The following is a 26,376-nucleotide window of genomic DNA, read 5'->3' as shown; positions in this document are numbered from 1 at the left end:
CCTTCGTGTCCACCCCCCGCCCCGCGACCGTGCGAGCCACCCTGCTCGCGGACGTGGCAGCCCTGCTGGGGGTGCGGGCGCCCGACGCCGAGGCGGCGGTCACCGGCGTCACGCTCGACTCGCGGGCCGTGGTCCCGGGGGACCTGTATGCCGCCCTGCCGGGCGCGAACGCGCACGGCGCCGCCTTCGCGTCCGGGGCGGTGGAGCGCGGGGCGGTCGCGGTGCTGACCGACCCGGCCGGAGGGGCGCTGCTCGAGGACGGCGGCGTCGACGTCCCCCGCGTGGTCGTGGACGAACCCCGTGCGGTGCTGGGCTCGGTGTCCTCCCTCGTCTACGGCACGCAGCGTCTGCCGCTGCGCCTGTACGGCATCACCGGCACCAACGGGAAGACGACCACCGCCTACCTGGTGAGCTCCGCCCTCGGAGCCCTGGGGCAGACCACGGGGCTCATCGGCACCGTGGAGACGCGGATCGGCGACGAGCGCGTCAAGAGCGTGCGCACGACACCGGAGACCACCGACCTGCACGCCCTGCTGGCCGTCATGGCCGAGCGCGGCCTCGACGCCTGCGTCATGGAGGTCTCGAGCCACGCCCTCGACCTGCACCGCGTCGACGGCGTCGTCTACGACGTGGCCCTGTTCACCAACCTCTCGCAGGACCACCTCGACTTCCACGGCGGGATGCGCGAGTACTTCCTGGCCAAGGCGGCCCTGTTCACCCCGGAGCGCTCACGGCAGGGCGTCGTGTGCGTCGACGACGAGTGGGGCAGGGAGCTGGCGGGCCTGGCCACGGTGCCGGTCACCACGCTCTCCTCGCGACCCGACGTGGCCGCCGACTGGCAGCTGGTCGCCGACCACGCCGACCCCATGGCGTTCACCCTGGCCGACGGCACCACGACGCTGCGGCTGCGCTCGGCGCTGCCCGGCGACTTCAACCGGGTCAACACGGCCCTCGCGGCCCTGGCGCTGCTCGTGTCCGGCCACGGCCCGGCCGAGGTCGAGCGCGCCTGCGCCGCCGACCCCCACGTGCCGGGTCGCATGGAGCAGGTCACGGTCGAAGGCGGGGAGCACCTGCCGCGGGTCGTGGTCGACTACGCCCACACCCCCGAGGCGGTCGCCGCTGCCCTGCGGGCCCTGCGCCCCACGACGCCGGGCCGCCTCGTCGTCGTGCTCGGTGCGGGAGGAGACCGCGACCGGGGCAAGCGCTCGGCCATGGGCCGTGCCGCCGCCGAGCACGCCGACCTCGTCTTCGTCACCAACGACAACCCCCGCTCGGAGGACCCGGCCGCGATCCGCGCCGCCGTCCTCGCCGGGGCGCGGGAGGCCGGCACGGCTGCGGAGCTCCACGACGTGGAGCGCCGGTCGCTGGCCATCCCGCAGGCCGTCCACGCGGCATACCGGTCCGGTCCGGGCAGCACGGTCGCCGTCGTGGGCAAGGGCCACGAGACCGGCCAGGAGGTGGCCGGCACCATCCACCCGTTCGACGACCGTGAGGAAGTGCGCAAGGCCTTGCAGCAGCTCATCACCCTGGGGGCAGAGGCATGATCCCCCTGTCGCTGAGGGAGATCGCAGACCTGACCGGGGGACGGCTGCACGGCGTCGACGACGAGCGCGCGGCCGCCCTCGTCATCGACGGCCCGGTCGTCACCGACTCGCGCGAGGCGGGGCCCGGCGGGCTCTACGTCGCTCGCGTGGGCGAGGCCATGGACGGCCACCGGTTCGTCGGTGCAGCGGGGCAGGCAGGCGCGGTCGCCGCGCTGACCACCCGGGAGGTGGACGAGCTGCCGTGCGTGGTCGTCGAGGACGTGCAGGAGGGCTTCGCCGCGCTCGCCCGGGGGGTCCTGGCTGCGCACCCCGACGTCACGGTCATCGGCATCACCGGCTCGTCGGGCAAGACGAGCACCAAGGACCTGCTCGCGAGCGTGCTCTCGGCGGCTGACACCACGGTCGCACCGGTCGGCTCGCTCAACAGCGAGGTCGGCGTGCCGCTCACCGTCTGCCGCATCACGCCGGAGACCAGGTTCCTCGTCGTCGAGATGGGCGCCCGGGGCATCGGGCACATCGAGTACCTCACGGGCATCGCCGCCCCCGACATCGGCGTCGTGCTCAACGTCGGCAGCGCCCACGTGGGCGAGTTCGGCTCCCGCGAGGCGATCGGGCGAGCCAAGTCCGAGCTGGTCGCGGCGCTCCGGCCCGACGGGCTGGCCGTGCTCAACGCCGACGACCCCGTGGTCGCAGCCATGGCCGCCACGACGGACGCCCGCACGCTCCTCGTCGGCACCAGCCCCGAGGCCGGGCTGCGCGCCACCGACATCGAGCTCGACAGCGCCGGCCGCCCCTCGTTCACCGTCTCCGGCCACGGGCTCGACGCGCCGCTGCGGGTGACGCTGCCCCTGCACGGCGAGCACCACGTCGGCAACGCGCTGGCCGTGCTGGCGGTCGCCCTGGAGTGCGGCCTCGAGCCCGCCACCGCCACCGCGGCCCTGGCCACCGCCACGCCCGCCAGCCGCTGGCGGATGGAGGTCACCGACCGGCCCGACGGCGTGACCGTCGTCAACGACGCCTACAACGCCAACCCCGACTCCATGCGGGCGGCCCTGAAGGCCCTCGTCGCCATGGGGCACGGCCGGCGCACCTGGGCCGTGCTGGGCTCGATGCTCGAGCTGGGCGAGGAGTCCACCGCCGAGCACGATGCCATCGGCCGGCTCGCCGTGCGGCTCAACATCTCGCGCCTCGTGGTCGTGGGGGAGACGGCGCGCCCGATGGCGACCGGCGCCCAGCACGAGGGGTCGTGGGGCGACGAGGCCACCTGGGTGCCCGACGCGGACGCCGCCTACGACCTCCTGGAGCGAGAACTCGCCCCCGGCGACGTCGTGTTGCTCAAGTCCAGCCGTGACGCCGGGCTACGGTGGCTCGGAGACCGACTGGCCGACACGAAGGAAGGCAGCACGACGTGAAGGCTGTCCTGATCGCGGCCGTGGTCTCCCTGGTCGCAGCGCTCTTCGGCACGCCGATGTTCATCAAGTTCCTGGTGCGTCGCGGCTACGGCCAGTTCATCCGCGACGACGGCCCGACCTCGCACCACACCAAGCGCGGCACGCCGACCATGGGCGGGGCGGTCATCATCGCGGCGTCGCTGCTGGCCTACGGCGTCGCCCACCTGGTGACCCTGACACCGGTGACGATGAGCGGGCTTCTCGTGCTCTTCCTCATGGGCGGCCTCGGCCTCGTGGGCTTTCTCGACGACTACATCAAGATCAGCAAGCAGCGCAGCCTGGGGCTGCGCTCGGGGGAGAAGCTCGCCGGGCAGACCCTGGTGGCCGTGCTGTTCGCGGTTCTGGCGCTGCAGTTCCCCAACGAGAAGTCGCGCACCCCTGCCTCGACGCACATCTCGTTCGTCCGCGACACCAACCTCGACCTGGCCTTCGCCGGGACGATCCTGGGCCTGATCCTGTTCGTCATCTGGGCCAACCTCATGATCGCCGGCACCTCCAACGGCGTGAACCTCACCGACGGCCTCGACGGCCTGGCCACCGGGGCCTCGGTGATGGTCTTCGCCGCCTACGTCCTCATCGGCATCTGGCAGTTCAACCAGAACTGCCAGACCAACCCCGGCATCAAGTGCTACGAGGTGCGTGACGCCCACGACCTCGCCGTCGTGGCCGCCTGCGGGATGGGCGCCTGTTTCGGCTTCCTCTGGTGGAACGCCTCGCCGGCGAAGATCTTCATGGGCGACACCGGCTCGCTGGCGCTCGGCGGCGCGCTGGCGGGCCTGGCGATCACGACCCGCACCGAGCTGCTCGTCGTGATCCTGGGCGGCCTCTTCGTCGCCATCACCCTGTCGGTGATCATCCAGGTCGGGTCGTTCAAGCTGACAGGCAAGCGCGTGTTCCGGATGGCGCCCCTCCAGCACCACTTCGAGCTGGTGGGGTGGAACGAGGTCACCATCGTCATCAGGTTCTGGATCATCGCCGGGCTGTTCGTGGCCCTGGGCCTCGGGCTGTTCTATGCAGAGTGGGTAGTGGGAACAACGTGAGCAGTGCACCTCTCGGGGGACGACTGGACGGGCTGACCAGCGCCGGCGCCGACTGGAGCGGGCTGCGGGTGCTCGTCGCAGGCATCGGGCTGAGCGGCTTCGCGGCCGCCGACGCGCTGCAGGAACGCGGCGCCCGGGTCATCGCCGTCGACGGCGGCGACCCGGAGCAGAGCAAGGCTTTGCGCGAGCGCGCCAACATCCTCGACATCCTCGGCGTCGACGTCCGGCTCGGCGCCGAGCACGTGGCGCACCTGCCGTACGAGACGCCGCTCGACCTCGTCGTCACCTCACCAGGGTGGCGCCCGGACCAGCCGCTCCTCGCGCAGGCCGCGCAGGCCGGCATACCGGTGTGGGGCGAGGTGGAGCTGGCCTGGCGGATGCGTCCGGAGGTGGGCGCCGCCCCGTGGCTCACGGTCACCGGCACCAACGGCAAGACCACCACCGTCAACATGCTCGCCTCGATGCTGAGGGCGGCCGGCCTGCGGGCCACCAGCGCCGGCAACGTCGGGACGCCGATCCTCGAGGCGGTGCTGCACCCGGAGCCCTTCGACGTGATCGCGGTCGAGCTCTCGAGCTTCCAGCTGCACTGGTCGCAGTCGCTGGCCCCGCACGCGTCGGCCTGCCTCAACGTCGCCCCCGACCACGTCGACTGGCACGGCTCGTTCGAGGAGTACACCCGGGCCAAGGGCGGGGTCTACGAGAACACCAAGGTCGCCTGCGTCTACAACGTGCAGGACCCGGTCACCGAGCAGCTGGTCATGGACGCCGACGTGCAGGAGGGCTGCCGGGCGGTCGGCTTCACCCTCGGGGTGCCCGGGCTGTCGATGGTGGGCGTCGTCGAGGACGTCGTCGCCGACCGCGCCTTCGTCGAGCAGCGCCAGACGTCGGCCGCCGAGCTCGCCACCCTCAAGGACGTGCAGGGGAGCCAGGCCACGCTCGCGCCGCACTACCTTGCGAACGCGCTCGCCGCCGCCGCGCTGGCCAGGGCCTACGGCGTGCCGCCCGTGGCCGTCCGCGACGGGCTGCGCAGCTTCACGCCCGACCCGCACCGGATAGCCGACGCCGGCATCGTCGACGGGGTGCGCTACGTCGACGACTCCAAGGCCACCAACCCGCATGCCGCGGCGTCCTCGCTGCGGGCCTTCGAGCACGTGGTCTGGGTGGCCGGTGGACTGCTCAAGGGCGCCGATGTCGACGACCTCGTGCGCGACGCGGCGTCCCACCTGCGCGCGGTGGTGCTGATCGGCCGCGACCGGGCTCAGATCGCCGAGGCGCTGGCCCGACACGCGCCGGATGTGCCGGTGGTCGACGTCCCCACCACGGACACTGGGGTCATGGACCTCGTCGTGGCCCACGCGGCCGGCCTCGCCCAGCCGGGCGACGTCGTCCTGCTCGCGCCGGCGGCGGCCTCCATGGACATGTTCGAGAACTACGGCGCCCGTGGTGATGCCTTCGCCGAGGCCGTCGCCCGACGGGCGTCCCGCGCCGAGGGGGAGTAGCCGTGAGCAGTGCCACAGCCTCCGCGGGGAAGGCACGCCACACCGAGACCGGCCGCATGTCCGCGTGGCTGCAGCGCCTCGAGTCCCCGGTGACCTCTTACTACGTGCTGCTCAGCGTCACCGCGGTGCTGGTGGTCATCGGCCTGATCATGGTGCTGTCCGCCTCGGCCATCGTGTCGTACAAGAGCAGCGACTCCTCCTACACGATCGCGATGCGCCAGGCGCAGTTCGCGGTGGTCGGAGCCGTCCTCATGGCCGTCGCCTCGCGCATCCCCGTGTCCCGGTGGAAGCTGCTGGCCGTGCCTGCGCTCCTCGGGGCGATGGCGCTGCAGCTGCTCGTGTTCACCCCGCTCGGCAAGAGCGTCAACGGCAACACCAACTGGATCGGCGTCGGCTCGTTCACCCTCCAGCCGTCCGAGTTCGGCAAGCTCGGGCTCGTCCTGTTCGGCGCCGCGGTGCTGACCCGCAAGCGCAAGCTGCTCGGCAGCGTCAAGCACGTCGTGGTGCCCTACCTCTTCCCCTTCGCCGTCGTGGCGATCGGGCTCGTGCTGCTCGGGCACGACCTGGGCACCGTCATCGTCATGTGCGCGATCGTGGCGGCCGTGCTGTTCACCGCAGGCGTCTCCTGGAAGCTGTTCGCCAGTGGCATCGTCGCCTTCACGCTCATGGCCGGGGCCATGATCCTCACCAGCCCCAACCGGCTTGCCCGCTTCGACGTGTGGCTCGGCCGCGACACCGACCCGTTCGGCGCCGCCCGACAGCCACTCCACGGCCGGTACGCACTGGCCGACGGGGGCTGGTGGGGCGTCGGCCTCGGCGCCAGCCGCGAGAAGTGGCAGTGGCTCTCGGAGCCGCACAACGACTTCATCTACGCCATCATCGGCGAGGAGCTCGGCCTGCCCGGCACCCTCGTGGTGCTCGCGCTGTTCGCCGCGCTGGCGCTGGTCTGCTACCGCATCGTCCTGCGCACCGACGACTTCTTCATCCGCGTCGCGACCGGCGGCGTCATGGCGTGGATCGTCGTGCAGGCCATGGTCAACATCGGCGCGGTGATCGGCCTGCTGCCCGTCATCGGTGTCCCTCTGCCCCTCGTCTCCTCCGGTGGTTCATCGCTGGTGACGACGATGCTGGCCCTGGGGATGCTGCTGTCGTTCGCCCGCAGCGAGCCCGGCTGCGCCGAGGCCCTCGCCGCGCGGCCCTCGGTGGTGCGCCGCTCGCTCGCCGTGCTTCCCGCCCTGTCCGTCGGCCGAGCCCGGAAGGGGGACCGGTGACCGCTCTTCCCCCCTCGGTGCTGCTGGCTGGTGGGGGGTCAGCCGGCCACGTCTCACCCCTGCTCGCCCTCGCCGACTGCCTGCGCCGTCGTGAGCCGGACATCCGGGTCACCGCGCTGGGCACGGAGCAGGGCCTCGAGGCCCGGCTGGTCCCGGCGCGCGGCTACGAGCTGCGCACCATCCCGAAGGTGCCCCTGCCGCGCCGGCCCTCCGGTGACCTCGCCAGGCTTCCCCGCAACCTGCGGGCCGCGGTCGACGCCGCCGGCCGGGCCATCGACGAGACGGGTGCCGAGGTGGTGGTGGGCTTCGGCGGCTACGTCTCCACGCCGGCATACCTCGCCGCCCACCGGCGCCGCATCCCGATCGTCATCCACGAGCAGAACGCCCGGCCCGGCCTCGCGAACCGGCTCGGGGCCCGCTTCACCCGGCACGTCGCCACGACCTTCGCCTCCACCGCCCTGCGCGGAGCCACGGTGGTGGGCATGCCGCTGCGGCAGGAGATCGCGATGCTCGACCGGAGCGCCCGACGGGGGGAGGGACTCGACGCCTTCGGCCTCGACCCGCAGTGGCCCACGCTGCTCGTCACGGGCGGCTCGCTCGGTGCGCAGCGGCTCAACCACGCCTTCCAGGAGCGGGTCGACGCGTTGCGCTCGGCCGGCATCCAGGTGCTGCACGTCACCGGGCTGGGCAAGGAGTTCGAACCGGTCTCGGAGGTCTCCGGCCCGCCGTACGTCGTGGCGGCCTATGCCGACCACATGGAGCTGGCGTATGCCGCGGCCGACCTCGTCGTGGCCCGAGCCGGGGCCAACACCGTGTGCGAGCTGACCGCCGTGGGCCTGCCCGCGGTCTACGTGCCGCTGCCGATCGGCAACGGCGAGCAGCGGTTCAACGCCGCCGACGTGGTCGCCGCCGGCGGCGGCATCCTCGTCGACGACGCGGCCTTCACCCCTGAGTGGATCGACACCCACCTCATCCCGCTGGTGAGCGACGCCGACCGCCTGCACGCCATGGGCGAGGCAGCGGCAGGGGTGGGGGAGCGCGGGGCCGACGAGCTGCTCGCCGACATGGTGGCCCGTGCCTTCGCCGAGTCCCCGAGGAGCCGTCGATGAACGGCGCCAACTCCCGCTTCGACTTCCGGGTCCCGGTGCCCACCCTCGACGAGCTCGGGCGCGTGCACTTCATCGCCATCGGCGGTGCCGGGATGTCCGGGGTCGCGCGGGTCATGCTGGCCCGCGGCTGCGCGGTGAGCGGCTCGGACGCGAAGGACTCGCCCGTCATGGCCGCGCTGGCGGCCGAGGGTGCCGACGTGCACGTCGGCCACGACCCCGCGCATCTCGAGGGCGTCGACACGGTGGTCATCTCGTCAGCGATCCGCGAGGGCAACGTCGAGCTCGCCGCCGCCCGCGAGCGTGGGCTGCGGGTGCTGCACCGCTCGCAGGCGCTGGCCAGCACGATGGCGTCCTCGCGCCGCGTCGCCGTCGCCGGCGCCAACGGCAAGACCACGACCACGTCGATGCTCACGGTCGCGCTCCAGCACTGCGGCGCCGACCCGTCGTTCGCCGCGGGCGGTGAGCTGGCCAAGCACGGCACCAACGCCCACTGGGGCACCGGCGAGGTGTTCGTCGCCGAGGCCGACGAGAGCGACGGGTCGTTCCTCGTCTACCGCCCCGAGGTCGCAGTCGTCACCAACGTCCAGCCCGACCACCTCGACTTCTACGGCACCTTCGAGAACGTCAAGGCCGCGTATGCCGAGTTCGCCGGCTCCGTGCAGGCCGGCGGCCTGCTCGTGGCCTGCCACGACGACCCGGGCTCGCTCGCCCTCGCCGAGGGCGCGCGGGCGGCGGGTCTGCGGGTGCTCACCTACGGCTGGGCCCCCGGGGCGGACGTCGTCCTCGGCGAGCCGGTCACCCACGGGCTCATGGGGAAGGTGCCGCTGCGCGACGCCGGCGGCAGGTCCTGGGACCTGCGGGTCAACATCCCCGGTCGCCACAACCTGCTCAACGCGGCGGCGGCCTTCACCGCGGCGACGCAGGGCCTCGGCCAGGACCCGGCGAGCGTCCTCGAGGGGCTCTTCTCCTTCACCGGCACGCGCCGGCGGTTCGAGCCCAAGGGCACCGCCGCCGGGGTCAGCGTGGTCGACGACTACGCCCACAACCCGGGGAAGGTTGCCGCTGTCGTCGAGACGGCCGCCGAGCTGGTCGGCGACGGCCGGCTCATCGTGGTGTTCCAGCCCCACCTGTACTCGCGCACCCGCGACTTCGCCAAGGAGTTCGCCGCCGCCCTCGCCCCCGCCGACAGCGTGGTGCTCATGGAGGTCTACGGCGCCCGCGAGGACCCGATCCCCGGGGTCTCCTCGGAGCTGATCGCCGAGGAGCTGCGCGCGCTGCGACCCGGTGCCGACATCGAGGTGGTCTCGTCCTGGTCCGCAGTGGCAGGGGAGGCTGCCGGCCGCGCCCGCCCCGGCGACCTGGTCATGACCGTCGGCGCCGGTGACGTCACCATGCTCGGGCCCGAGATCCTGCGGTCCCTCCACGGCGCATGAGCGGCCGCGCAACCCTGCCCCAGCGGGGGCTGGCATCCTCGCGTGCCCGCTTCCAGCGCCGCGCCGACCAGGTCCGGCGCCGGCCGTGGCGGCTGACGGCATGGGCGGTGGGGACGGTCCTCGTGCTGGCCGGCCTGGTCTGGCTGGTGGCCTTCAGCCCGGTGCTCGCCGTGCGCGCGGTGGAGGTGGTGGGCGTCCCCTCGGCCGAGGTCGCACCCATCACCCGTCTGGCGGCGGTGCCCATGGGCACGCCCATGGTGCGGGTCGACGACGAGGCGATCGCCGACCGGGTGCGGCAGCGGGCGACGCTGGCCAACGTCTCGATCGAGCGCTCGTGGCCGAGCACCCTGGTGATCCACGCGAGCCCGCGGGTTCCGGTCCTCGTCGCAAAGAACCCTCAAGGTCAACTTCACGTTGTGGATTCGCGTGGGGTGGCGTACGCGCAGGTCCGCACCGCGCCCAAGGGCGTGCCGATGGTCGACGCGGCCTCCGACGACGCCCTCTCGAAGGACGCCCTGCTCGCGGCCGTCGACGTCATGGAGGTGCTGCCACCGGCGCTGCAGAAGCAGACCACCAAGGTGACCGTGAGCGGCGCCAACCTGGTGACCCTGCGCGTGCGGGGGACCACGGTCGTCTGGGGCGGCGTGGGACAGCCCGAGAAGAAGCTGACGGTGATGGTCGCGTTGCTCAAGACGCGTCCGAAGCTCATCGACGTGAGTGCACCCGACACCCCCGTGACCCGCTGACACGATGCGGGAGCCGGGCCCGGTCGCGGGGCCGGTTGCGGGGCCGGGGGAGCCTCGACGTAGAGTGACGGTAGAGGCTTGTGTGGCTGCTGTGACACGCCATCCGCAGTCGGGCAGGGGCCTGGCAAAAAGTCCGTCCACCAGTCTCGCGACACGCGGGGGCGGCGGTTGCTTGCCCCACCCCTTGCGCATAGCGTCTGCGACGGCAGGGTTGACATAATTCTAACCCTCTAGTGGACACTGAGACTTTGGCTCGGCGTTACCGCTCGGGGCTGCAAGTGCGATCGTGCCGGCACGAACCACCCAGAAACGCTTTCAGGAGAGGCCCACCGACGTGGCTGCACCACAGAACTACTTGGCCGTCATCAAGGTCGTCGGCATCGGCGGTGGTGGCGTCAATGCCATCAACCGCATGATCGAGGTTGGCCTGAAGGGCGTCGAGTTCATCGCCATCAACACCGACGCACAGGCGCTGCTCATGAGCGACGCCGACGTCAAGCTCGACGTGGGCCGCGAGCTCACGCGGGGCCTCGGCGCCGGCGCCGACCCCGAGGTCGGCAAGAAGGCCGCGGAGGACCACGCGGAGGAGATCGAGGAGGTCCTCAAGGGGGCCGACATGGTCTTCGTGACCGCCGGCGAGGGCGGCGGCACCGGCACCGGTGGCGCCCCCGTCGTCGCCAAGATCGCCAAGGGCCTCGGGGCGCTGACCATCGGTGTCGTCACCCGCCCGTTCACCTTCGAGGGCCGCCGTCGGGCCAACCAGGCGGAGTCGGGCATCCTCAACCTCCGCGAGGAGGTCGACACCCTCATCGTCATCCCGAACGACCGGCTCCTGTCGATCAGCGACCGGGCCGTCTCCATGCTCGACGCGTTCCGCAGCGCCGACCAGGTGCTGCTCTCGGGCGTCCAGGGCATCACCGACCTGATCACCACGCCCGGCCTGATCAACCTCGACTTCGCCGACGTGAAGTCGGTCATGCAGGGCGCCGGCTCGGCCCTCATGGGCATCGGGTCCTCCCGCGGCGACGACCGCGCCGTGCAGGCTGCCGAGCTCGCGATCTCCTCGCCGCTGCTCGAGGCCAGCATCGACGGCGCGCACGGGGTGCTGCTCTCGATCCAGGGCGGCAGCGACCTCGGCCTCTTCGAGATCAACGAGGCCGCGCGACTGGTGCAGGAGGCGGCTCACCCGGAGGCCAACATCATCTTCGGCGCGGTGATCGACGACGCGCTCGGCGACGAGGTCAGGGTGACCGTCATCGCCGCCGGCTTCGACGGCGGGGCGCCGATCAAGCGCAACGACGAGCGGGCCATCGGCCAGATCCAGGGAGCCACCCAGCGCACGCAGCAGCCGGCCCCCGTCCAGCAGCCGCAGCAGGTGCAGGCCCAGCAGCGCCCGCAGCAGCAGGTGCCGATGTTCCCGCCGGCCCAGCAGCAGCCGGCCCCGCGGCCCGCCCCGCAGCAGGTGCCCCAGCCGGTGCAGCACTCGAACGGCCAGGCGCAGCCGGTCCCGGGCAACGGCCAGGCCGGTCACCCTGCCCCCGCGGTGCAGCCGGCCCAGCAGGAGCAGGCGGCGCGGCCGCCGCGCACCGTCACGTTCGACGACGCCGACGAGCTCGACGTGCCCGACTTCCTCAAGTAGCACCCAGCGCGCCGTCGTCCGCGACGGTGGTGAGGCCGCCCGGAGTCATCCGGGCGGCCTCCTCGTTGTGGGGGGTGTGCGCGGGCCGCGCGTCACCCCCGGTGTCATACGGTGTCGCCTGTGTTCTTCTGGCGTGAGCGTTCCGTACCCGTCGAGTGGGCCTTCACCGACCGGGAGGGTGGCCGCAGCGGCGCACCCTTCGACTCGCTCAACCTCGGCGGCCACGTGGGCGACGAGCCCGAAGCCGTGGCGGCGAACCGCGAAGCCCTCGCCGGGGCTCTTGGCCGCGGGGCCGAGCAGGTGCTCTACCTCAACCAGTGCCACGGGGTCGAGGTCGTCGTGGCCGACGGTCCGTGGCCGGGCGGGCAGGCGCCGGTGGCGGATGGCGTGGTCACGGCCACCCCGGGCCTGGCCCTCGCCGTGCTCGTCGCCGACTGCACCCCGGTGCTGCTGGCCGACGCCGAGGCCGGGGTGGTGGGCGCGGTGCACGCCGGGCGCCCGGGCATGACCGGCGGCATCGTCGACCGGGCGGTGACGGTGATGCGTGAGGCCGGTGCGCGCACCATCACCGCTGCCGTCGGCCCGTCGGTGTGCGGGCGCTGCTACGAGGTGCCGGCGCAGATGCGCGACGCGGCGGCCGAGGTCTCGCCCGAGACCTGCGCCGTCTCGTGGACGGGCACGCCGGCCATCGACGTCGCCGCGGGGGTTGTGTCGCAGCTGCGCGCCAACAACGTTGCCGTGCAGTGGGTTCCGGGCTGCACCCGGGAGTCCGCGCGGCTGTACTCGTACCGGCGGGACCGCCAGACCGGCAGGTTCGCCGGCGTGGTGCAGCTGGTGGCGGCGTGACGCGGCGCGACGAGCTGGCGGCCGGACTGGCAGGGGTCCGCGGACGCATCGAGCGGGCCTGCGCCGCCGCGGACCGCAGCCCTGACGACGTCGAGCTCGTCGCGGTGACGAAGTTCTTCCCGGCCACTGATGCCGACCTGCTCGCCGAGCTCGGCGTGCGGCACGTGGGGGAGAACCGCCACCAGGAGGCGGTGGAGAAGGTGGCGCGGCTGCGGCACCGCGACCTGCTCACGGTGCACTTCATCGGTCAGCTCCAGACCAACAAGGCGGCGGCGGTCGCGGAGTATGCCGACGTCGTCCAGTCCGTGGACCGGCTGCGCCTCGTCGAGGCACTGCAGAGGGGAGCCCACCGCGCGGGCAGGCGCCTCGGCGTGCTGGTTCAGGTCTCGCTCGACGAGGGCGACCACGAGGGGCGCGCCGGCGCTCGGCCCGAGGACGCCCCGCTGGTGGCGGACGCGGTCGCGCAGGCGCCGGACCTCGAGCTCCTCGGCGTGATGGCGGTCGCGCCGCTCGGCGCCGACCCGGCACCCGCGTTCGGCCGGCTGCGAGAGGTGGCCGACGGCATACGGGCGACGCACCCGCGGGCCACGTGGGTCTCGGCGGGGATGAGCGCCGATCTCGAGGCCGCCATCGCCCACGGGGCGACACACCTGCGTGTCGGCAGCGCAATCCTCGGATCTCGTCCGTCACTTCGGTAACTTCAGGCGCGAACCCGATCGTTCTCGTGAACGACCGCACGACAGACCAAAGGGAGCTCTCATGGCAGGGGCGCTGCGCAAGACGATGGTGTACCTCGGGCTCGCTGAGGACGACGAGCGCTACGAGGGCTACGACGAGTACGACTACGACGAGCCCCACCGCGAGGCGCACCGCGAGCCGCAGCAGGAGCGCTCAGCTGCCGTCACGCCGCTGCCTCAGCGCACGCCGGTGGCTGCAGTCGTGCGCGACGTCGAGGTCGGCGGGCTGAACCGGATCACGACGATCCACCCGCGCACCTACAACGAGGCCAAGAACATCGGTGAGAGCTTCCGCGACGGGACGCCGGTGATCATGAACCTCTCCGACATGGACGACGCCGACGCCAAGCGCCTCGTCGACTTCGCCGCCGGTCTCGTCTTCGGCCTGCACGGGTCCATCGAGCGCGTGACCTCCAAGGTGTTCCTGCTCTCGCCGTCGCACGTCGAGGTCTCCGCCGAGGAGGGCTCGAGCGCCGTCCCGGCGCGCGGCCTGTTCAACCAGAGCTGACCCGCCCACCCGGGCCCCCGCCTGACGTGGCACGCTGACCGCCATGAGACTCGGCGTCGTCGGCAGCATCCTCGACTTCCTGCTGTACATCTTCTTCGTGCTGCTCATCGGGCGGCTGATCCTCGACTGGGTGCAGGTGTTCGCCCGCGAGTGGCGGCCACGCGGGGTCATGCTGGTCATCGCCGAGCTGATCTACTCGGTGACCGACCCGCCGCTGAAGGCGATTCGCAGGGTCGTGCCGCCCCTGAGCCTGGGGTCGGTGCGCATCGACCTCGCCTTCCTCATCCTGATGCTCGGGGTCTCCATCCTCATGGGGGTCATCCAGAGCTGAGCGGCCATCCAATAGGGTGAAGGGCGCCCCAGTCTCTGGGATGCTTGCGACTGCACTGCTTCTGACCTGCCAACCGAGGTGACTACATGGCGCTCACGCCCGAGGATGTCCTCAACAAGAACTTCACGCCGACCCAGTTCCGCCGGGGCTATGACGAACGCGAGGTCGACGACTTCCTCGACGAGGTCGTGGCGGAGATGCGTCGTCTCATCAAGGACAACGACGACCTCCGCGAGCAGCTGAACGAGTGCCGCCAGAGCAAGGGCATGGCTCCGGTCGCCAAGCCCGACGCGCAGGCCGAGGCCCGCAAGGCCGCCGCCGCGAAGGAGGCCGAGGCGGCCCAGGAGAAGGCTGCCGCCCAGGCCCAGGAGCGCATCGCGACCCTGCAGGCGCGTGCCGAGGAGGCCGACAAGGCCGCCCAGGAGCGCATCGCGGCCGCCACGCGCCGCGCGGAGGAGGCCGAGAAGGCGGCGCAGGAGCGGATGCGCGCGGCGGCGGAGCAGCAGGCTGCGGCCGAGCAGCGGGCCGCCGAGGCCGCCCAGGCCCAGCAGCAGGCCCAGCAGCAGGCTCAGCAGCAGGCCCAGCAGCTGGCCCAGCAGGCCGAGGCCCAGCAGCAGGCTCGGGCCCAGCAGGCCCAGGCCGCGCCGGTCGAGACTGCCTCCGAGCTCGGTGCCGCCGCCGCCGGCGGCGGTGCGAGCGCTGCCAGCCTCATCGCGCTGGCGCAGCGCCTGCACGACGAGCACGTCGGTGAGGGCGAGGCCACCCGTGACCGGCTGATCTCCGAGGGCCAGGCCCGCCACGACGAGCTCGTGGAGACCGGTCAGGCGCGCCACGACGAGCTGCTCGCCACGGCGCAGACCCGCCACGACGAGCTGATCAAGGACGCCACCACGCGCCATGAGCAGATGATCACCGAGGCTCGGGAGCGCTCCACCGGCATGGTGCACGAAGCGCAGCAGAAGAAGGCTCAGATCCTCGAGCAGCTCAACCGTGAGCGCGGGCTTCTCGAGAAGAAGATCGAGGAGCTGCGCGGCTTCGAGCGCGACTACCGGGCGCGCCTGAAGTCCTACATCGAGGGCCAGCTCGAGCAGCTCGACCACACGGGGGTCGACCTCGAGCCCAAGCGCGAGGGGCAGGACGAGCAGCAGGGCTGAGCAGCCTTCCACGCAAGCAGTCGCCAGAAGGCGCCGACCAGCACGGATGTGCGCGGTCGGCGCCTTCGGCGTTTTTGCGGAAACCCAACGCGTTTTGCCGTTGAGTACCGGCGCCCCAGGATCTATCCTCGCGGGACCTGACCGCGCTCGTGGGGACGGGCGCACTGCGACCCAAGGGGCCTGCTATGGCTGCACGGACGGCTGACGCCGCCGGGACGAGGAGTGGCACGAACGCGTCGAAGAAGGTCTCGCCGGCCAGTGCGGTGGCGAAGAAGGCGCGCTCTGCGGTCAAGGCCGCGGTGAAGAAGGCAACGACGTCACGCCCAGGGGTCAAGGCTTCGACGGCTGCGACGCTCGCCGCCACGAAGACCACGGCCAAGAAGGCCACGACGACGAAGACCACGGCCAAGAAGGCCACGACGACGAAGACCGCGGCCAAGAAGGCCACGACCCCGAAGGCCACGGCGAAGAAGACCGGGGCGGCCAAGAAGGCGGCCCCGACCAAGAAGACCGCGGCGGCCAAGAAGGCGGCCCCGGCCGCGAAGTCCGCAGCCACGGCGAAGAAGACCGGGGCGGCCAAGAAGGCGGCCCCGGCCAAGAAGACCGCGGCGGCCGGCAGGACCGCCGCGGCCGCGAAACCCGGTACCAAGGCCCCTGCCCCCACAACCGGCCGGTCCGGTACCACTACCGCTACCAAGGCCCCAGCCACCCAGGCTCCTCCTGGAAGGAAAGCCGCTCCCATGAAGAAGACGACGCCCGCCAAGAAGGCCGTCCCGGCACAGGCCGCACCCGTCAAGAAGGCCACTGCGGCGAGGAAGAGCGCAGCCGCCGGCCGGTCGAAGCAGCCCGCCGCAGCGGCGACGCTCCGGGTGCGCGAGGACGAGACGCCGTGGACCGCCAAGGAGCTCGCCGAGGTGCGGGCCTCCATCGAGGGCGACGTGGCGCACCTGCGCGAGGAGATCAAGGTGGCGGAGGCCGACCTCGTGGGGCTCATGCGGGACGGAGGCGACGGGGCCGGTGACGACCAGGCCGACGCCGGAGCCATGACGTTCGAGCGCGAGCACGAGATCTCGGTGGCCAACAACGCCCGCGAGATGCTCATCCAGAACCTCCACGCGCTCGAGCGCCTCGACGACGGCACGTACGGGATCTGCGAGTCCTGCGGCAACCCGATCGGCAAACTTCGCCTTCAGGCCGCTCCTCGTGCGACCCTATGCATGCCATGCAAGATGAAGCAGGAGCGCCGCTGATCGCTGCGCACGACGAGACCACCCCGCCCGAGCAGACAACCGACACCTCCGCCCTTCAGCGCAGCCGGCTCTTCGCCGTCCTCGGAGGCACCGCCGCCGTGGTGCTGCTGCTGGACCAGCTGAGCAAGCTGTGGGCGCTGCGCTCCCTGACCCCCGGTGACCCGGTCGACCTCGTCGGCTCGCTGATCCGGCTCAACCTGATCCGCAACCCCGGGGCCGCCTTCTCCATCGGCACCGGGGCGACGTGGGTCCTGACGCTCATCGCCTGTGGCGTGCTCGTCTTCATCCTCGTCACCGCGCGGCGCCTCGGCAGCACCGCGTGGGCGTGGGCGCTCGGGCTCCTGCTCGGCGGGTCGCTGGGCAACCTGGCCGACCGCGTCTTCCGCGAGCCCGGTCCCGGTCGTGGCCACGTGGTGGACTTCATCGACTACTTCGGCTGGTTCATCGGCAACGTCGCCGACATAGCGATCGTTGGCGCCGCCGGTGTCATCGCGGTGCTGGCGACGATGGGGATCGGTGTCGACGGCGCACGGCCCGAGCACGGCAGGCACGAGGCCGGACATGAGTGACACCCGCACCCTGTTCGTCCCCGACGGGCTCGAGGGGGAGCGCGTCGACGCCGCGCTGGCGCGCCTGTTCGGCGTCTCGCGAACCCGTGCGGCCGACCTCGCCAAGTCCGGTGACGTGCAGCTGAACCACCAGCCTGCCGGCAAGTCCGACCGTGTCGCGGCCGGAGACCTGCTCGAGGTCACCCTCCCGGCGGTCGACGCGAGCCCCACCTTGAAGGTCATCGCCGAGCCCGTGCCCGGCATGACGATCATCCACGACGACGACGACATCGTCGTGGTCGACAAGCCCGTGGGCGTCGCCGCCCACCCGAGCGTCGGCTGGACCGGCCCCACCGTGGTGGGCGGGCTGGCAGCCGCCGGCTACCGGATCGCCACGTCGGGCGCCAGCGAGCGGCAGGGCGTCGTCTCGCGCCTCGACGTGGGCACCAGCGGCCTGATGGTGGTCGCCAAGAGCGAGTACGCCTACAGCCGCCTCAAGCAGGCCTTCCGGTCCCGCACGGTCGACAAGACCTACCACGCCCTCGTGCAGGGCCTGCCCGACCCGGTCGTGGGCACCATCGACGCGCCGATCGGCCGCCACCCGAACCACGACTACAAGTTCGCGGTGATGGAGTCCGGCAAGCCGAGCGTGACGCACTACGAGGTCATGGAGGCGTTCCGGGCGGCGTCCCTGATCGACATCCACCTCGAGACGGGCCGCACCCACCAGATCCGGGTGCACTTCGCGGCGCTGCACCACCCCTGCGTGGGCGACCTCACCTACGGGGCGGACCCGAAGCTCGCGGCCCGGCTCGGCCTGGAGCGGCAGTGGCTGCACGCGGTGGGCCTCGGGTTCGAGCACCCCGGCACGGGGGAGTACGTCAGCTTCACCAGCCCCTACCCGGCAGACCTGCAGAAGGCGCTCGACCTGCTCTGAGAGGCGACGGTATGCCGCGGGGCCCAGCCCCGCGGCATACGTGTGCCTTTGTCGGGTGACCCGATGAAGAGGCACTTGCCCCCTGGTGGCACCTCGGGTGAGGCGCACCTTTGTCGGGTGACCCGATAAAGGTCCCAGCGACCCGCAGGGGCGCTCTCTGCGAGACCTGGGCGACACTCGAGGCGACACGCCGAAGGGTGTCGGTGCGGCGGCTTATGATCGTCGACGATGTCAGCACAGCCCGCCTCGCCCTCGTCCAAGGACAGCTTCGTCCACCTGCACGTCCACACCGAGTACTCGATGCTCGACGGGGCGGCGAGGATCGACGACCTGTTCACGACGGCGGCCGAGATGGGCATGCCGGCGGTGGCCACCACCGACCACGGGTACGTCTTCGGGGCCTACGAGTTCTGGTCCAAGGCGCGCAAGTACGGCGTGAAGCCGATCATCGGCGTGGAGGCCTACCTGACGCCGGGCACGCACCGCACCGACAAGACGCGGGTCAAGTACGGCGACGGCGGCCGCGACGACGTCTCCGGCTCGGGTGCCTACACCCACATGACGCTGCTGGCGAAGAACAACAACGGCATGCACAACCTCTTCCGCATGTCGAGCCTGGCCAGCCTCGAGGGCTACTACTTCAAGCCCCGCATGGACAAGGAGCTGCTCCAGACCTACGGCCAGGGCCTGGTCGCCACGACGGGATGCCCGTCCGGCGAGATCCAGACCCGCCTGCGCCTGGGCCAGTGGAAGCAGGCCGTGCAGGCGGCCTCGGACTTCCGTGACATCTTCGGCGCCGAGAACTTCTTCTGCGAGCTGATGGACCACGGCCTCGGCATCGAGCGGCAGGTGCAGAAGGACCTCATCCGCCTGGCCCGCGAGCTGAACCTGCCGCTGGTCGCCACGAACGACCTGCACTACACCAAGGCCGAGGACGCCAAGTCCCACGCGGCGCTGCTGTGCGTGCAGTCCGGCTCGACGCTGATGGACCCCAACCGGTTCAAGTTCGACGCCGACGACTTCTACCTCAAGAGCCCCGCGGAGATGCGCCACGTCTGGCGCGAGCTGCCGGAGGCCTGTGACAACACCCTGCTCATCGCCGAGATGTGCGAGGTCTCGTTCACCGAGGGTGAGGGCCGCTACATGCCGCGCTTCCCCTGCCCGCCGGGGGAGAACGAGGAGTCGTGGTTCGTCAAGGAGGTCGAGAAGGGCCTGCACGAGCGCTTCCCCGAGGGCGTGCCCGACTACGCGCGCACCCAGGCGAAGTTCGAGATCGACGTCATCGTCAGCAAGGGGTATGCCGGGTACTTCCTCGTCGTCGCCGACTTCATCCAGTGGGCGAAGAACAACGGCATCCGGGTGGGCCCGGGCCGTGGTTCGGGTGCGGGCTCCATGTGCGCGTACGCCATGAAGATCACCGACCTCGACCCGATCCCGCACGGCCTGATCTTCGAGCGCTTCCTCAACCCCGAGCGCATGTCGATGCCCGACTTCGACGTCGACTTCGACGAGCGCCGGCGGGGCGAGGTCATCAGGTACGTGACGGAGAAGTACGGCGAGGAGCGCGTCGCCCAGATCGTCACCTACGGCACCATCAAGGCCAAGCAGGCCGTCAAGGACGCCTCGCGCGTCATGGGCCACCCCTTCTCGATGGGCGAGAAGCTCACCAAGGCCATGCCGCCGGACGTCATGGGCAAGGGCGTGCCCCTCTCGGGGATCTACAACCCCGAGCACCCCCGCTACGGCGAGGGCCTGGAGTTCCGCCAGCTCGTCGAGGCCGAGCCCCACGCGAAGGAGGTCGTCGAGACCGCGCTGGGTCTCGAGGGCCTGAAGCGGCAGTGGGGCGTCCACGCGGCCGGTGTCATCATGTCGAGCGAGCCGCTCATCGACGTGATCCCGATCATGCGCCGCGAGCAGGACGGCCAGATCATCACCCAGTTCGACTACCCGAGCTGCGAGACGCTCGGCCTGGTCAAGATGGACTTCCTGGGCCTGCGCAACCTCACGATCCTCGACGACGCCATCGAGAACATCCGGGCCAACCGCGGCGAGGAGATCGACCTCGACGCGCTGTCCAAGGACATGACCGACCGCGCCACCTTCGACCTGCTCGGCCGCGGTGACACCCTCGGCGTCTTCCAGCTCGACGGCGGCGGCATGCGCTCGCTCCTGCGCCTGATGCAGCCCGACAACTTCGAGGACATCTCGGCGGCGCTCGCGCTCTACCGCCCCGGCCCGATGGGCGCCAACGCGCACACCAACTTCGCGCTGCGCAAGAACGGCAAGCAGGACATCGACTACATCCACCCCGAGCTCACCGAGGCGCTCGAGCCCATCCTGGGCATGACCTACGGCCTGATCATCTATCAGGAGCAGGTCATGGAGATCGCCCAGAAGCTCGCGGGCTACACCCTCGGCAACGCGGACCTGCTCCGGCGCGCGATGGGCAAGAAGAAGAAGGAGGTGCTCGACGCCGAATACGTCAACTTCGAGAAGGGGATGCTCGACAACGGGTACTCCAGGGAGTCGATCAAGACCCTGTGGGGCATCCTCCTGCCGTTCTCGGACTACGCGTTCAACAAGGCGCACACCGCCGCCTACGGCCTGGTCTCCTACTGGACCGGCTACCTGAAGGCCAACTACCCGGCCGAGTACATGGCCGCCCTGCTCACCAGCGTCCGCGACGACAAGGACAAGTCGGCGCTGTACCTCGGTGAGTGCCGCCGCATGGGCATCAAGGTGCTCCCGCCCGACGTCAACGAGTCGGTCGCCAACTTCGCCGCGGTCGGCACCGACATCCGCTTCGGCCTCGAGGCCATCCGCAACGTCGGCCGCAACGTCGTCGACGCCATCGTCGCAGCCCGCGAGGAGAAGGGCCGCTTCACCTCCTTCAAGGACTTCCTCTCCAAGTGTCCTGCGGTGGTGTGCAACAAGCGCACCGTCGAGTCGCTGATCCGCGGCGGCGCGTTCGACGGGATGAGCGAGACCCGCCAGGGCCTCGCCCGGGTCCACGAGGACTACATCGACCACTTCATCGACATCAAGCGCCAGGAGGCCATCGGGCAGGACTCGCTGTTCGGCGGGTTCGGCGACGACGACGCCGGTGGGGACGCCTTCGACGTGTCGGTGCTGCCCCCGATCCCCACGACCGAGTGGGACAAGCAGACCCTGCTCGGCTTCGAGCGCGAGATGCTCGGTCTCTACGTCTCCGACCACCCGCTCTTCGGCATCGAGCACGTGCTCTCCCAGCACGCAGACACCTCGATCGCCTCGCTGACCGGCGAGGACGGCAAGCCCGAGGGGTCGACCGTCCAGATCGCCGGGCTCATCACCGGCCTGCAGGTCAAGCGCACCAAGAAGGGTGACCTCTGGGCGATCGTCACGGTCGAGGACCTCGAGGGCGCCATCGAGTGCCTGTTCTTCCCGTCCGCCTACATGACCGTCTCGACGATGCTCGGCCACGACAAGGTCGTGGCGGTCAAGGGCCGGGTCAACCGCCGCGACGACTCGGTCTCGATCTACGCCTCCGACCTGATCCTCCCCGACATCACCGACGGCCCGCGCGGTCCCGTGGTGGTGACCATGGAGACGACCCGGGCGACCACGGGCAAGATCGAGCAGCTCAAGAACGTGCTCAGCTCGCACCCGGGCTCCACGGAGGTGCACGTCCGCCTCAGCCAGGCGGGCCGGTCTGTCCTGATGAAGCTCGACGACAGCTACCGGGTCAACGCCACCGAGGCGCTGTTCGGCGACCTGAAGGTCATCCTCGGCTCGCGCTGCCTTTCCGGGTAGCCGCCCCGGCCACGCAGGGAGCGATGGCCGGGCCGCCGAGCCCCGCGGCATACAGTGCTCCCATGCCGACCCCGCCCTCCGCGCCCCGCCGCGAGCACGTCCGCGAGCACCACGGCGACCGCGTCATCGACCACTACGCGTGGCTCCGCGACAAGTCCGACCCCGAGGTCATCGCGCACCTGGAGGCCGAGAACGCCTATGCGGAGGAGATGACGGCGCACCTCGAGCCGCTGCGGCAGGCGCTGTTCGAGGAGATCCGGTCCCGGACCCTGGAGACCGACCTGAGCGTGCCGGTGCGCAGCGGCGGCTGGTGGTACTACACACGCACGTTCGAGGGAGCGCAGTACGCCGCCCACTGCCGGGCGCCCGTCAGCGCACACCCCAGCCGTCCCGAGCCGGAGCCGGGCAGCGAGGTCGAGGGCGAGCAGGTCCTGCTCGACGGCAACGTCGAGGCGCAGGGCCACGACTTCTTCTCGCTCGGGGCGCTCACCGTGAGCGCCGACCACCGGTGGCTCGCGTATGCCGTGGACACCCAGGGCGACGAGAGGTTCGCCTTGCGCATCAAGGACCTCGACACCGGTTCCGTGGTCGACGAGGCCGTGACGCAGATCGGCTACGGCTGCGCGTTCTCCCTCGACGCGAACCACGTCCTCTACACCCGGGTCGACGAGTCGTGGCGCCCACATCAGGTCTGGCGCCACGAGGTGGGCACCCCGGCGGAGCAGGACGTGCTGGTCTACGAGGAGGTCGACCCGCGGTTCTGGATGGGTGTCGGCACCTCGCGCGACGACCGGTGGCTGATGATCGGCATCGGCTCCAAGACCACCTCCGAGGTGCGGCTGCTCGACGCCGCCGACCCGACGGCTGAGTTCCGCATCGTCGCGCCTCGCCGTGAGGGCGTGGAGTACGAGGTGGAGCCGGCCCGTGACCGGCTGCTGATCGTTCACAACGCCGACAACCCCGACTCGGACCTCGCCTGGGCGCCGCTCGACTGCACCAGCCACGAGCAGTGGCGCCCGCTGCTGGAGGCCGAGAAGGGCGAGCGGTTCCAGGGCGTCGACGCCTTCGACGACTTCGCCGTGCTGTCGCTGCGCCGCGACGGGCTCACGGCGCTTCGCCTGCTCCCGCGCAACGAGACGGCGGAGGCCGGCTTCGGCGCGGGCCACGACCTGCCGTTCGACCAGCCGGTCTACCAGGTCGGTCTCGGCGACAACCCGGAGAGCTCGACGCCGAGCATCCAGGTGGTGTTCGAGTCGATGGTGACGCCGAAGACGGTCTCCGACTACGACGTCGCAAGCCGCGGCTTCACCGTGCTCAAGCGCCAGGAGGTGCGTGGCGGCTACGACCCAGAGGACTTCGAGCAGCGCCGCGAGTGGGTGACCGCCCGCGACGGCACCAAGGTGCCGATGTCGCTCGTCTACCGACGGGGCACCGAGCCGGACGGCACCCACCCGGGCATGCTCACGGCATACGGCTCCTACGAGGCGTCCTCGGACCCGTACTTCTCCGTGGCGCGGCTGTCCCTGCTGCAGCGCGGCTTCGTCTACGCCATCGCGCACGTCCGCGGGGGCGGGGAGATGGGCCGGGCGTGGTACGACCAGGGGAAGCTGCTCTCCAAGAAGAACACCTTCACCGACTTCGTCGACTGCGCTGCGCACCTGGTGGACTCCGGCTGGGTCGCGCCGGACCGCCTCGCGGCAGAAGGCGGCTCGGCCGGCGGGCTGCTCATCGGCGCTGCCGTCAACCTTGCCCCCGAGAGGTTCCGGGCGGTCCACGCCTCGGTGCCCTTCGTGGACGCGCTCACCACCATCCTCGACCCGAGCCTGCCGCTCACGGTGGTGGAGTGGGAGGAGTGGGGCAACCCGCTCGAGGACCCGGAGGTGTACGCCTACATGAAGGAGTACACGCCGTACGAGAACCTCCGCCCGGTGCGATACCCCGCGGTGCTCGCGACCACGAGCCTGAACGACACCCGCGTCTTCTTCACCGAGCCGGCCAAGTGGGTGGCCCGCCTACGGGAGACGGTCACCAACGACCCGGCGCAGCGGCCCATCCTCCTGCGCACCGAGATGGTGGCCGGACACGGCGGAAAGAGCGGCCGCTACGACGCCTGGCGGCAGGTCGGATGGGAGTGGGCCTTCCTCATCGACCAGGTCGCCCCGGAGGCCGCGCCGAGCACCGGTGACGGCAGGTAGCCGCCCCCCGCGGAGTGACGGAACTGGCGGATCTGGCAAGTCCGGCGGATCTGTCCATAACGTCGCGCGGGTGACGCGGCGGGTCTACTCTCGTCTGGGAAGCAGGGGCCTGTAAGGGGTGGGCTTTTCGTGGAACGAGGCGCCGCGATGACCGCAGCGGAGCTGCTGCGCGCCCGGGACTGGTCGACCACCGGGCTCGGCCCGCGCTCGCGCTGGCCGGCCGCCGTCGAGCACGTCGTCGCCACGGTCATGGAGTCGCCGCTGCCGCTGTGCTACCAGCACGGCCCGACGCTGGACATGGTCTACAACGACGCGTTCGCCCACATCCTCGGCGTCAAGCACCCGGACGTCTTCGGCCTCCCCACGCGGGAGGCGGTCGCCGAGGTGTGGGAGCAGCCCAACGTCGGCGCGGCCTTCCTGCGGGTGCTCGAGACCGGCGAGTCGTTCCTCGAGCACGGAGTGCGCCTGACGCTGCGCCGTGGGCGACCCACGCCCTACCGGCTGGACGACGGCTACTACACGCGAGCCGCCTCCCCGGTCCGTGACGACACGGGCGCGGTGATCGGTGTGCTCCACATGGTGCTCGAGACCACCGAGGGCGTCGAGCGGATCCGTGAGCTCGCCGGCCTGGCGGGTTCCCTGTCCGTGGCGGCCACCGTCGACGACGTCTGCAAGGTGGCCCTGCAGCACGCCTCCCTCACGCTGCCGGTGGTCGAGGTCCTGATCTGCCTGCCGGAGGAGTCCGGAGGCGGTCAGTCGGCGGGGGAGCTGCGCGTCACGCGTCACCGGGTGGAGGACGTGGTCTCCCCGCTGGAGGAGCGTCTGCCGCTCATCTGGACGGCGTTGAGCGGTGATGAGCGCCTGGTCGTGCAGCGGGCGCTGGCCGGTGGCGGCGTCGCCCAGCACGACGACCTCGTCGTGGTGCCCATGCCGACCGACGGCCACATGGGAGCCGTCGTCCTGCGCCTGGAGAGGCTGGACGGACCCCATGGCCCGCTCGCTGCGGATGCCCGCACCATGCTGTCCTCCGCCGCCGCCCTCGTGGGCCAGGCAATCGCCCGTGCCCAGCTGCTCGACCGCGAGCGCAGCACGGCGGAGCTGCTCCAGCGGGCCCTGCTCCCGCAGCTCCTGCCGCAGTCGCGCTCTTTCGCCCTCGCCGGGCGCTACGAGCCCGTCGCCACCGGAGCGGTCGCCGGCGGCGACTTCTACGACGCGTTCTCCATCCCGGACGGCCGCCTCGTGCTGGTGATCGGCGACGTCATGGGCCGGGGTGTCGCGGCCGCGACGGTGATGGGGCAGATCCGCGCGGGTGCCCGGGGCGCCGCGATCTCCGACCCCGAGCCGGACTCGGTGCTGTCGACGCTCGACGAGATGGTGGCCGGACTCGACCACCTCTGGCCCGACGCGGTGTCGACCGGGCAGTCCCACGGCCGGGCCGGGCGCGGTTTCGGGGGAGGCTTCGGGGGCGAGCTGTTCGTCACCATGCTCTACGGGCTGCTCGACACGCACACCGGAGAGCTCACCCTGGCGAGCGCCGGGCACTGCCCACCGGCTCTCGTGCCGTCCACGCGGCCACGCGAGGCCGGGAGCGGTCCCGGACCCCGGCCGCACATCGTCGACCTCGTCACCGGGCCGCCCCTCGGCCTGAGCGGCCCACGCCCCGTCCAGACCATCAAGCTCGACGTGGGGGAGGTGCTGCTCACCTTCACCGACGGCCTGCTCGAGCGCCGCTCCAGCACCCTCGGCGACGGTGAGCGCCGGCTGCTTGAGGTGCTGGAGGCGGTGTCCTCGGACAACCCGCGCAACGTCTGCCAGGCGGTCCTCGAGGCGATGGCTGCGTCAGGGGGCTTCGAGGACGACTGCGCCCTGCTCGCGGTGGGGCGAACCTCGCTCGAGCACCGTCGGGCGACCCTCATGGTGCCTCCGCTGCCGGAGGCCGTTCGCCCCGCACGCGACTGGGCACGCAGCCAGCTGCTGCTCTGGGGCATCCAGGAGGACGCGCAGTTCGCCGTGGTCACCGGCCTGTCGGAGCTGGTCACGAACGTGGTGCTGCACGCCGGCACCGACGCGCACGTCAGCCTGGAGCTCGACGGGTCCCGGCTGACCTGCAGCGTCAGCGACACGGGCAGTCGCGGACTGCCCACAACCGCGTCCCAGGGCGGATCGGCCACCCGAGGGAGGGGGCTGCGGCTGGTGCAGAGCATCAGCAGCGCCTTCGGCTCGCACCGCACCGCCAACGGCGCCACGGTGTGGTTCGAGGTGGAGGTCGGGGCGACCTCGACGGGTGACCGCTGGGAGTGACGCAGCACGCCCTGCCGGAGCAGCGGCCGGGCCGCCCAGCGAGAG

20 protein-coding genes are annotated in these 26,376 nt (G+C 71.5%); all 20 read left to right on the top strand.

The features are described 5' to 3' along the window. Nucleotides 1-5: 5 nt before the first annotated feature. Nucleotides 6-1,544, top strand: a complete 1,539-nt coding sequence (locus P0Y31_RS09005; RefSeq protein ID WP_275868455.1) for a UDP-N-acetylmuramoyl-L-alanyl-D-glutamate--2,6-diaminopimelate ligase — start codon at nucleotides 6-8, stop codon at nucleotides 1,542-1,544. Beyond that, entirely contained in the window at nucleotides 1,541-2,956 is a 1,416-nt protein-coding gene (murF, locus tag P0Y31_RS09000) for a UDP-N-acetylmuramoyl-tripeptide--D-alanyl-D-alanine ligase (RefSeq protein ID WP_275868454.1), read from the top strand. Before P0Y31_RS09005 ends, murF begins: the two co-directional genes overlap by 4 nt. After that, nucleotides 2,953-4,035 (top strand): phospho-N-acetylmuramoyl-pentapeptide-transferase, encoded by a 1,083-nt coding sequence (gene mraY / locus P0Y31_RS08995; protein ID WP_275803628.1) that lies wholly within the window; start codon nucleotides 2,953-2,955, stop codon nucleotides 4,033-4,035. Before murF ends, mraY begins: the two co-directional genes overlap by 4 nt. Next, nucleotides 4,032-5,534 (top strand): UDP-N-acetylmuramoyl-L-alanine--D-glutamate ligase, encoded by a 1,503-nt coding sequence (gene murD / locus P0Y31_RS08990; protein WP_275868453.1) that lies wholly within the window; start codon nucleotides 4,032-4,034, stop codon nucleotides 5,532-5,534. Before mraY ends, murD begins: the two co-directional genes overlap by 4 nt. A gap of 2 nt (nucleotides 5,535-5,536) precedes the next feature. Beyond that, nucleotides 5,537-6,805 (top strand): putative lipid II flippase FtsW, encoded by a 1,269-nt coding sequence (gene ftsW / locus P0Y31_RS08985; RefSeq protein ID WP_275868452.1) that lies wholly within the window; start codon nucleotides 5,537-5,539, stop codon nucleotides 6,803-6,805. Continuing rightward, a complete protein-coding gene (murG, locus tag P0Y31_RS08980) occupies nucleotides 6,802-7,914 on the top strand; it encodes an undecaprenyldiphospho-muramoylpentapeptide beta-N-acetylglucosaminyltransferase (protein WP_275868451.1) in 1,113 nt (370 codons plus the stop codon). The genes ftsW and murG overlap by 4 nt, the downstream gene beginning before the upstream one ends. Next, nucleotides 7,911-9,347: a UDP-N-acetylmuramate--L-alanine ligase gene (gene murC / locus P0Y31_RS08975; protein ID WP_275868450.1), complete on the top strand. Its 1,437-nt coding sequence runs from the start codon at nucleotides 7,911-7,913 to the stop codon at nucleotides 9,345-9,347. The genes murG and murC overlap by 4 nt, the downstream gene beginning before the upstream one ends. Beyond that, nucleotides 9,344-10,093 carry an FtsQ-type POTRA domain-containing protein gene (locus tag P0Y31_RS08970; protein WP_275868449.1) on the top strand — a complete coding sequence of 250 codons (750 nt, stop codon included), beginning with the start codon at nucleotides 9,344-9,346 and terminating at the stop codon, nucleotides 10,091-10,093. The genes murC and P0Y31_RS08970 overlap by 4 nt, the downstream gene beginning before the upstream one ends. Before the next feature lie 334 nt (nucleotides 10,094-10,427). Next, nucleotides 10,428-11,732: a cell division protein FtsZ gene (gene ftsZ / locus P0Y31_RS08965; RefSeq protein WP_275868448.1), complete on the top strand. Its 1,305-nt coding sequence runs from the start codon at nucleotides 10,428-10,430 to the stop codon at nucleotides 11,730-11,732. Between the two features lie 120 nt (nucleotides 11,733-11,852). Next, entirely contained in the window at nucleotides 11,853-12,578 is a 726-nt protein-coding gene (gene pgeF / locus P0Y31_RS08960; protein WP_275868446.1) for a peptidoglycan editing factor PgeF, read from the top strand. Further along, entirely contained in the window at nucleotides 12,575-13,276 is a 702-nt protein-coding gene (locus P0Y31_RS08955; protein WP_275868444.1) for a YggS family pyridoxal phosphate-dependent enzyme, read from the top strand. Before pgeF ends, P0Y31_RS08955 begins: the two co-directional genes overlap by 4 nt. 61 nt (nucleotides 13,277-13,337) lie before the next feature. Then, a complete protein-coding gene (gene sepF, locus P0Y31_RS08950) occupies nucleotides 13,338-13,823 on the top strand; it encodes a cell division protein SepF (protein WP_275803614.1) in 486 nt (161 codons plus the stop codon). 43 nt (nucleotides 13,824-13,866) lie between these two features. Next, the gene (locus P0Y31_RS08945; RefSeq protein WP_275868442.1) at nucleotides 13,867-14,154 is read left to right on the top strand and encodes a YggT family protein; all 288 of its coding nucleotides are present in this window, start codon (nucleotides 13,867-13,869) and stop codon (nucleotides 14,152-14,154) included. An 86-nt stretch (nucleotides 14,155-14,240) separates the two neighbouring features. After that, the gene (locus tag P0Y31_RS08940; protein WP_275868440.1) at nucleotides 14,241-15,308 is read left to right on the top strand and encodes a DivIVA domain-containing protein; all 1,068 of its coding nucleotides are present in this window, start codon (nucleotides 14,241-14,243) and stop codon (nucleotides 15,306-15,308) included. 185 nt (nucleotides 15,309-15,493) lie between these two features. Next, the gene (locus P0Y31_RS18585) at nucleotides 15,494-16,558 is read left to right on the top strand and encodes a TraR/DksA C4-type zinc finger protein (RefSeq protein ID WP_345803622.1); all 1,065 of its coding nucleotides are present in this window, start codon (nucleotides 15,494-15,496) and stop codon (nucleotides 16,556-16,558) included. After that, nucleotides 16,531-17,127 (top strand): signal peptidase II, encoded by a 597-nt coding sequence (gene lspA, locus P0Y31_RS08930; protein WP_275868438.1) that lies wholly within the window; start codon nucleotides 16,531-16,533, stop codon nucleotides 17,125-17,127. The genes P0Y31_RS18585 and lspA overlap by 28 nt, the downstream gene beginning before the upstream one ends. Next, nucleotides 17,120-18,043: an RluA family pseudouridine synthase gene (locus P0Y31_RS08925; protein ID WP_275803604.1), complete on the top strand. Its 924-nt coding sequence runs from the start codon at nucleotides 17,120-17,122 to the stop codon at nucleotides 18,041-18,043. The genes lspA and P0Y31_RS08925 overlap by 8 nt, the downstream gene beginning before the upstream one ends. A gap of 228 nt (nucleotides 18,044-18,271) precedes the next feature. After that, entirely contained in the window at nucleotides 18,272-21,835 is a 3,564-nt protein-coding gene (gene dnaE / locus P0Y31_RS08920) for a DNA polymerase III subunit alpha (protein WP_275868436.1), read from the top strand. 62 nt (nucleotides 21,836-21,897) lie between these two features. Then, nucleotides 21,898-24,030, top strand: a complete 2,133-nt coding sequence (locus tag P0Y31_RS08915; protein ID WP_275868434.1) for a S9 family peptidase — start codon at nucleotides 21,898-21,900, stop codon at nucleotides 24,028-24,030. A gap of 147 nt (nucleotides 24,031-24,177) precedes the next feature. Further along, the gene (locus tag P0Y31_RS08910; RefSeq protein WP_275868432.1) at nucleotides 24,178-26,331 is read left to right on the top strand and encodes a SpoIIE family protein phosphatase; all 2,154 of its coding nucleotides are present in this window, start codon (nucleotides 24,178-24,180) and stop codon (nucleotides 26,329-26,331) included. Nucleotides 26,332-26,376: the final 45 nt, after the last annotated feature.

The organism is Knoellia sp. 3-2P3, assembly GCF_029223115.1.
Lineage (GTDB): Bacteria > Actinomycetota > Actinomycetes > Actinomycetales > Dermatophilaceae > Pedococcus_A.
Note: the sequence above shows the minus strand (reverse complement) of the source record. Positions and strands in the feature narration are given on the sequence as shown.

What these genes read in the sequence shown, in the direction of transcription:
- murF (WP_275868454.1), top strand. Translation starts at nt 1,541, where the DNA reads ATGATCCCCCTGTCGCTGAGGGAGATCGCAGACCTGACCGGGGGACGG.
- murC (WP_275868450.1), top strand. Translation starts at nt 7,911, where the DNA reads ATGAACGGCGCCAACTCCCGCTTCGACTTCCGGGTCCCGGTGCCCACC.
- P0Y31_RS08970 (WP_275868449.1), top strand. Translation starts at nt 9,344, where the DNA reads ATGAGCGGCCGCGCAACCCTGCCCCAGCGGGGGCTGGCATCCTCGCGT.
- sepF (WP_275803614.1), top strand. Translation starts at nt 13,338, where the DNA reads ATGGCAGGGGCGCTGCGCAAGACGATGGTGTACCTCGGGCTCGCTGAG.
- P0Y31_RS08945 (WP_275868442.1), top strand. Translation starts at nt 13,867, where the DNA reads ATGAGACTCGGCGTCGTCGGCAGCATCCTCGACTTCCTGCTGTACATC.
- P0Y31_RS08940 (WP_275868440.1), top strand. Translation starts at nt 14,241, where the DNA reads ATGGCGCTCACGCCCGAGGATGTCCTCAACAAGAACTTCACGCCGACC.
- P0Y31_RS18585 (WP_345803622.1), top strand. Translation starts at nt 15,494, where the DNA reads ATGGCTGCACGGACGGCTGACGCCGCCGGGACGAGGAGTGGCACGAAC.
- lspA (WP_275868438.1), top strand. Translation starts at nt 16,531, where the DNA reads ATGCAAGATGAAGCAGGAGCGCCGCTGATCGCTGCGCACGACGAGACC.
- P0Y31_RS08925 (WP_275803604.1), top strand. Translation starts at nt 17,120, where the DNA reads ATGAGTGACACCCGCACCCTGTTCGTCCCCGACGGGCTCGAGGGGGAG.
- dnaE (WP_275868436.1), top strand. Translation starts at nt 18,272, where the DNA reads ATGTCAGCACAGCCCGCCTCGCCCTCGTCCAAGGACAGCTTCGTCCAC.
- P0Y31_RS08915 (WP_275868434.1), top strand. Translation starts at nt 21,898, where the DNA reads ATGCCGACCCCGCCCTCCGCGCCCCGCCGCGAGCACGTCCGCGAGCAC.
- P0Y31_RS08910 (WP_275868432.1), top strand. Translation starts at nt 24,178, where the DNA reads ATGACCGCAGCGGAGCTGCTGCGCGCCCGGGACTGGTCGACCACCGGG.